Origin of the sequence: uncultured Negativibacillus sp., from assembly GCF_944388365.1 — a bacterium.
Classification (GTDB): Bacteria; Bacillota; Clostridia; order Oscillospirales; family Ruminococcaceae; genus Negativibacillus.
The window spans coordinates 1-6,443 of record NZ_CALXIN010000097.1; the positions used below are offsets into that span (position 1 = coordinate 1).

Here is a 6,443-nt window from a genome sequence, read left to right on the forward strand (position 1 = left end):
TGAACAATTATCTTGCAATCAGAGAAGATTAAACCTCTTTGAAGTCAGCGTCTACAAAGCCATCGTTGTTCTGATTGTTGTCGTTGCCGCCCTGTGCGCCCATGTCAGGACCTGGCTGACCAGCCTGTGGGTTGACATTCTGGTACAGTTTTGCGGATACATCGTAGAATTTCTTCTGCAGATCCTCCTGTTTTGCCTTGATGTCGTCCAGGTTGGAACCTTTGACAGCTTCTTTCAGAGCGTTCAGCTTGGTTTCCAGCTCGCCCTTGTCAGCAGCGTCGATCTTGCCGTCGAGGTCTTTCAGAGTCTTTTCGGTCTGGAAGATCATCTGGTCTGCGCCGTTGCGGATATCAACTTCCTCACGCTGTTTCTTGTCAGCTTCTGCATACTGCTCAGCCTCTTTGACAGCCTTGTCGATGTCTTCCTTGGACATGGAGGTGGAAGAAGTGATGGTGATGTGCTGTTCCTTGCCGGTGCCGAGGTCTTTTGCGGATACATGAACGATACCGTTTGCGTCGATATCAAAGGTAACTTCGATTTGTGGAGTACCTCTCATTGCTGGAGCGATACCATCCAGACGGAACATACCCAGTGTCTTGTTGTCTTTAGCCATTTCACGCTCGCCCTGCAGAACATGGATATCAACCGAGGTCTGATTATCAGCAGCGGTGGTGAAGATCTGGGATTTCTTGGTTGGGATGGTGGTGTTTCTCTCGATGATCTTGGTGGATACACCGCCGAGGGTTTCCAGACCAAGGGACAGAGGAGTAACGTCGAGCAGCAGCAGGCCTTTTACTTCGCCAGCCAGAACGCCGCCCTGGATAGCAGCACCAACAGCTACACACTCATCAGGGTTGATGCCCTTGAATGGGTCTTTGCCGGTGATTCTCTTAACAGCTTCCTGAACAGCTGGGATACGGGTGGAACCGCCAACCAGAAGAACTTTGTTCAGGTCGGATGGAGTGAGGCCTGCATCGGACAGAGCCTGATTTACTGGGCCCATGGTCTTTTCAACGAGGTCTGCGGTCAGCTCATTGAATTTTGCACGGGTGATGTTCATATCAAAGTGTTTTGGACCGGTAGCGTCTGCGGTGATGAATGGCAGGTTAACATTTGCCTGGGTCATACCGGACAGCTCGATCTTTGCTTTTTCAGCAGCTTCTTTCAGTCTCTGCATTGCCATCTTGTCGACGGACAGGTCAATGCCGTTTTCTTTCTTGAATTCGGATACAAAGTAGTCGATCAGTCTCTGGTCGAAGTCATCGCCGCCCAGTCTGTTGTTACCAGCGGTTGCCAGAACTTCCTGTACGCCGTCGCCCATCTCGATGATGGATACATCGAAGGTACCGCCGCCCAGGTCGTATACCATGATCTTCTGATCGGTTTCTTTATCAACGCCGTAAGCCAGAGCAGCTGCGGTTGGCTCGTTGATGATACGTTTTACATCCAGGCCAGCGATCTTACCAGCATCCTTGGTTGCCTGACGCTGTGCGTCGGTGAAGTATGCAGGAACGGTGATAACAGCCTCGGTGACAGGCTCACCCAGATATGCCTCTGCGTCAGCTTTGAGTTTCTGCAGAATCATTGCGGAGATTTCCTGTGGGGTGTAGGATTTGCCGTCGATGGTTACTTTGTAGTTGGTGCCCATCTCACGTTTGATCGAGCTGATGGTTCTGTCAGCGTTGGTGACAGCCTGACGTTTTGCAACCTGGCCGACCATTCTTTCACCGGTCTTGGAGAAAGCAACGACGGATGGAGTGGTGCGAGCGCCTTCTGGATTTGCGATGACGACTGGTTCGCCGCCTTCCATAACGGCTACGCAGGAGTTTGTAGTACCTAAGTCAATACCGATAGTTTTTCCCATGATAAATTACCTCCATTTTTTTCTATAAATAAATGATATGTTTTAACAAAATTTAGTTTGCAACTTTGACCATTGCATATCGAACAACGCGGTCGCCGATCTTGTAGCCTTTCTGCAAAACCTGAGCAACGACGTTTTCGCCGTAGTTTTCATCCTCCACATGCATCACTGCGTTGTGAAGATCAGGGTTAAACGGTTCGCCCTCCTTGCCGATTTCCTCCACCGACAGCTCGTGCATCGTTTTGATAAACGACTGGAAGATCATGTCGATGCCCTTCTTGAAGGCCTCGTCCGAACATTCGGTCTGCATGGCTCTTTCAAAGTTGTCGATGATCGGCAGGAATTTTTCGACGGTGTCCGCCTTTGCCTGTGGATAGATCGCATCTTTTTCCTTGATGGAACGTTTGCGATAGTTGTCATATTCTGCCAGCGTGCGCAGCAGGCGGTCGTTGAGCTGGTCCAGCTGCTCCTGCAGCTTCTGTTCAGCGGTTTCCTGTTCCGGTTGTGCTTCCGGTGTGCTGTCCGCAGCTTTGGTTTCCTCCGGTGCTTCTACCTTTGCGTCCTGTTCGGGCGCCGACTGTTGGTCTTTTTTCTTTTTCTCCGGCACGTCCATATCTCCTTTTTATCCCGATTCTGTGTATTTCAGATTGTATTCTGCATTATGGTTGTTCCCGCATTGCTTCGCTGAGAAGCTCGCTTAGCATTCTGGCAAAGTATTCGATATGCGGAATCAGCTTTGGATATTCCATCCGCACCGGTCCGACCAGCGCCAGCGTTCCGCAGCGGGAAGGTCCGATGTTGTAGCGAACTGCCACCACCGAAGCGTTTGCAAGCTCCATGCTGTTGTTTTCCTTGCCGACGGTGACGCGAACATCAAAGTTTCCGTCACCTAACAGCTCGATGGCCCGCTCCTTCTTTCCCAGCATCAGCAGAAGATCTTTGGAAAAGTCTTTCATCTCATCATACGCCAGGAGGTTGGTCATTCCGCGGGTGCAGAACTGTCCGTCGTTGATCTCTTTGCACAGCGAGTAGATTGCAGTCAGCAGGCTGGTGAACACCTCGGTGTAATCCCCTACCGAAAATGTCAGGGAATTGATATAGGCCGACGAGATTTCGTTGATGCTCTTCCCTGCCAGTCTTGCATTGGCAAAGTTGGTGAAGAACTCGCAGATATTCTTTGTGACCTCAAAATCCACCCTGCACACTCGGCTTTTGACCGCACCGTTGGAGGCGATCACCATGATGATGACGGTTCGTTCGGCGGCGGGAATCAGCTCGATGTGCCGAACCAGCACTTCCGGCGGCGTTGTGGTCGAGGAGATCGCAACGCAGTGGGTGTAATCCGCCAGCGCCTGTGCTGCATCCGAGAGCAGCCGGTCCGGATCTGGGTCACGGACGTTGAACATCGCTTCGATGGCTGCCATCTCTTTTGGAGAGATGGGACTTGGTACCATCAGATGGTCGATATAGTACCGATAGCCCATGTGGGAAGGCACCCTTCCTGCCGAGGTATGAGGCTGCTCGAGCAGACCCATGTCAAACAGAATCGCCATATCATTTCGAATGGTTGCCGGTGAAGCCACAATGTCCAGCAGCGACGCGATGCGCTTGGAGCCGACCGGCTCACCGGTTCTGGTGTATTCTTCAATGATAGCCTTGAGGATCTTTTGTTTTCGATTGTCCAATTCCAAAGCCATCACCTCTTTTTGATTCTTTAGCACTCATTACCTTCAAGTGCTAAACATAATTTAACACGATTCCCAATCAATGTCAAGGGGTTTCATAAAATATTAACAACTTGACGCAACGTTGATCTTATCTGCCCTCTGGAAGGTTTTTCTTTTTGTAAAACAGCTCCCTTTTCCCCATTTACAGCTTCTGCGTTGTGTGGTAAACTCAAATTCGGATGTAAATGAGTTTCCATATAAGATAGGAAGCAAACAAAGGAGGAATTTTCTTTGCAGATTACAAAACCCTCTCCCCGACGCCTCTTGTTCTATCTGGCGGTCGTGGCGCTGTCGGTCGTCTATCTGCTGGTCGGCGCAAAGCTGTGGGTGGACCAGGCAAACCTGTTTCGCAACGAAACCGAGCTGGTGTCCGAAAAGGCAAAGGTGCTTTTGATTTTGTACGACCGCAATGATATCGGAGAGATCGGCGGAAATGTATATTATGAACAGGTCATCACCTTCCAGGCACAGTTTCTGTCGGGTGAACAGGAGGGCGAAACGGTTATCGCCACCCAGACCATCGACAACATGACCACCACCGGCTCCATCCCTGTTCAGGTGGGCGACAAAATCTTTTTGACACAGGTGGAGCTAAATGGTGAACAGCAGTGGGTCGCCGGCGATTACTGCCGCACCGACGGACTGTTGATTCTGGGCGGCGCCTTCCTTCTTGGACTGCTCATTCTGGGAGGACTCACCGGCGTCAAGACGATTTTGTCGCTGGGCTTTACCTGCCTTGCAGTGTTTGTAGTCTTTGTTCCCGCCATTCTGGCAGGATGTAATCCTTATTTTATCTCGATTGTCACCTGTCTGTATGTCATCGCAATGACGCTGGCATTGGTCAGCGGTCCCAGCCGCAAAAGTCTGTCGGCGGCACTGGGATGCACCGGCGGTGTGCTGGTCGCCGGACTGCTCACCATCCTGATGGAACAGATGCTGCATCTGAGCGGCTACCTCGACGACGAGACGATGTATGTTTCGCTGCTCAACGAGACAAATCCCATCGACCTGAAAGCCATCATCTTCGCCGCCATCATCATCGGCGCCATGGGCGCGACGATGGACGTGGCGATGGACATCACCTCTGCCCTGTTCGAGATCTGCCGCAAGGTGCCGGATATCTCCTTCTGGCATCTGGTGCAGTCGGGCTTCACCATCGGACGGGACATCATGGGCACCATGGCAAACACACTGATTCTGGCCTACATCGGCGGCTCGCTGACGACGGTGCTGCTGTATGCCTCCTATCAGGCGAGCCTCGAACAACTGCTCAACCGCGAGCTGATCGTGGTCGAACTGCTGCAGGCACTGTGCGGAAGCATCGGCATCCTGTGTACCATCCCGATCACGGCGCTGATCGGCGCGGGACTGGCCTGCCATAGCCGTACAAAACCGGAGCAAGAGCAGGTAGACCAACTGCCGGAGCTTTCAGAAGCATTGGAAAGCAATACAGAAGAATAAAAACAAAAAATGTGCGGGGTCTGCATCAAAAGGATGCTTCCCCGCACATTTTTTATGCGCCGTCCGGCGTTTATTTTGCACGATAGGTGATGATATCCACGTCGATTTCGGTGTCCAGCGTCCCGAGCGCGTGCAGACGGGCGGTGGTTTCGACCGAGGACTTGTAGTAATACGGCGTCATGGTGAACAGGTGGTCGATGTCCTCCTGACACGGCAGCGAGATGGTGGCGGACACCTTCTGCTTGCCGACCATCTCAAATCCCTCGTAGACGTGGTCGAACTTCTCGTTCTCGTACGGCTCATCGTAGATGCGCTCCTTGAGCTGCCAGAGGTGGCGGGTCGAGGTGACCGCAAACACCAGAATGCCTCCGCGCTTGAGCACACGGCGGTACTCCTCGATGCACACCGGTGCAAAGAGATTGGTCACCACATGGCAGCTGTGGTCCTTGACCGGCAGCTCAAAGACGCTTGCCACCGCATACTGTACCTTTGGCGCGATTTCAGGCAGGCGGGCGGCAGATTTGGCAGCGGCATCCACCGCAAACTTGGAGATGTCGATGCCGACCATCGAGAATTCCTGACCGGCATCGGCACAAGCCTGCGCCAGACGATTGGTATAGTATCCTTCGCCGCAGCCGGCGTCCACCATCTGAAGTGGGACATTCTTTTTGCAGTATTCCAGCACGGCGGCATTGAGGGCGTCGCTGACCGGCTGGTAATATCCCTTGCTCAAAAATTCGCGGCGCGCACGCACCATCTGTTTGTTGTCGCCAGGGATTTTGGCGTGCATCCGGCTGGAGGGCAGCAGGTGCAGATAGCCCGACGACGCCAGATCAAAGCTGTGTCCGTTGCGGCAGCAAAAACGGTTCCCCTGCTGCTCCAGTCGGGTGCGGCAGTTGGGACAAAGCAGAATACTCATAACAAGGATGCCTCCCTTTGATGTTGATAGGGTCTGCCCGTCAAAGCGGGCGAATGGTGTCCGATTTCAGGATTGCCATGGTCAGGGTGCGGGTGCCGTTCTTTCCAAAGAAGGCGGTAAATACGCCGCGGGTGCGGTCGACGCTCATCACCTGTCCCCTGCCAAAGCTTTTATGTTCGATTTTAAGCCCGGGATACAGCCGCAGCTGGTTTGCGCCGATCGACAGATCCTTTTCCTGCGGATGCAGCAGCCGGTCGAGAAACCGCGACGGAACCACCGGATCGTTTGCAGAAAACTGTGCGCAGGGCAGCACCAACCGGCGGCGGGCACGGGTGCAGGCGACATAGAACAGCCGTGCTTCCTCCTCCATCTCTTCCTCCATCTCGAGCTTGTACTTTTCCACTGCTCCGTGGGCCGGAAATACATCCTCCAGACAGTCGAGCAGCACCACCGTGTCAAACTCCAAACCCTT

Annotated in this window: 6 protein-coding genes; 1 reads left to right on the forward strand and 5 read right to left on the reverse strand. The window is 53.0% G+C overall.

The features are described from left to right. Positions 1 to 28 precede the first annotated feature (28 nt). Genes dnaK through hrcA form a run of 3 tightly spaced genes read right to left on the reverse strand, consistent with a single transcriptional unit; the run spans position 29 to position 3,555 of the window. Positions 29 to 1,864, reverse strand: coding sequence for a molecular chaperone DnaK (gene dnaK, locus Q0L39_RS09985; protein ID WP_296628840.1), 1,836 nt, complete (start codon positions 1,862 to 1,864; stop codon positions 29 to 31). A 52-nt stretch (positions 1,865 to 1,916) separates the two neighbouring features. Beyond that, positions 1,917 to 2,477, reverse strand: a complete 561-nt coding sequence (grpE, locus tag Q0L39_RS09990; RefSeq protein WP_296628843.1) for a nucleotide exchange factor GrpE — start codon at positions 2,475 to 2,477, stop codon at positions 1,917 to 1,919. Between the two features lie 46 nt (positions 2,478 to 2,523). Then, positions 2,524 to 3,555, reverse strand: coding sequence for a heat-inducible transcriptional repressor HrcA (gene hrcA, locus Q0L39_RS09995; protein ID WP_296628845.1), 1,032 nt, complete (start codon positions 3,553 to 3,555; stop codon positions 2,524 to 2,526). A gap of 267 nt (positions 3,556 to 3,822) precedes the next feature. Between hrcA and Q0L39_RS10000 the strand changes: the two genes are divergently transcribed. Beyond that, a complete protein-coding gene (locus Q0L39_RS10000; protein ID WP_296628846.1) occupies positions 3,823 to 5,052 on the forward strand; it encodes a YibE/F family protein in 1,230 nt (409 codons plus the stop codon). A 70-nt stretch (positions 5,053 to 5,122) separates the two neighbouring features. On the opposite strand, the gene Q0L39_RS10005 is transcribed toward Q0L39_RS10000, so the two are convergent. Together Q0L39_RS10005 and Q0L39_RS10010 are read right to left on the reverse strand one after the other, a co-directional pair. Then, a complete protein-coding gene (locus Q0L39_RS10005) occupies positions 5,123 to 5,971 on the reverse strand; it encodes a putative RNA methyltransferase (RefSeq protein WP_296628848.1) in 849 nt (282 codons plus the stop codon). A 40-nt stretch (positions 5,972 to 6,011) separates the two neighbouring features. Continuing rightward, on the reverse strand, positions 6,012 to 6,443 hold a 432-nt coding region (locus Q0L39_RS10010), incomplete at its 5' end, for a 3'-5' exonuclease (protein ID WP_296628850.1).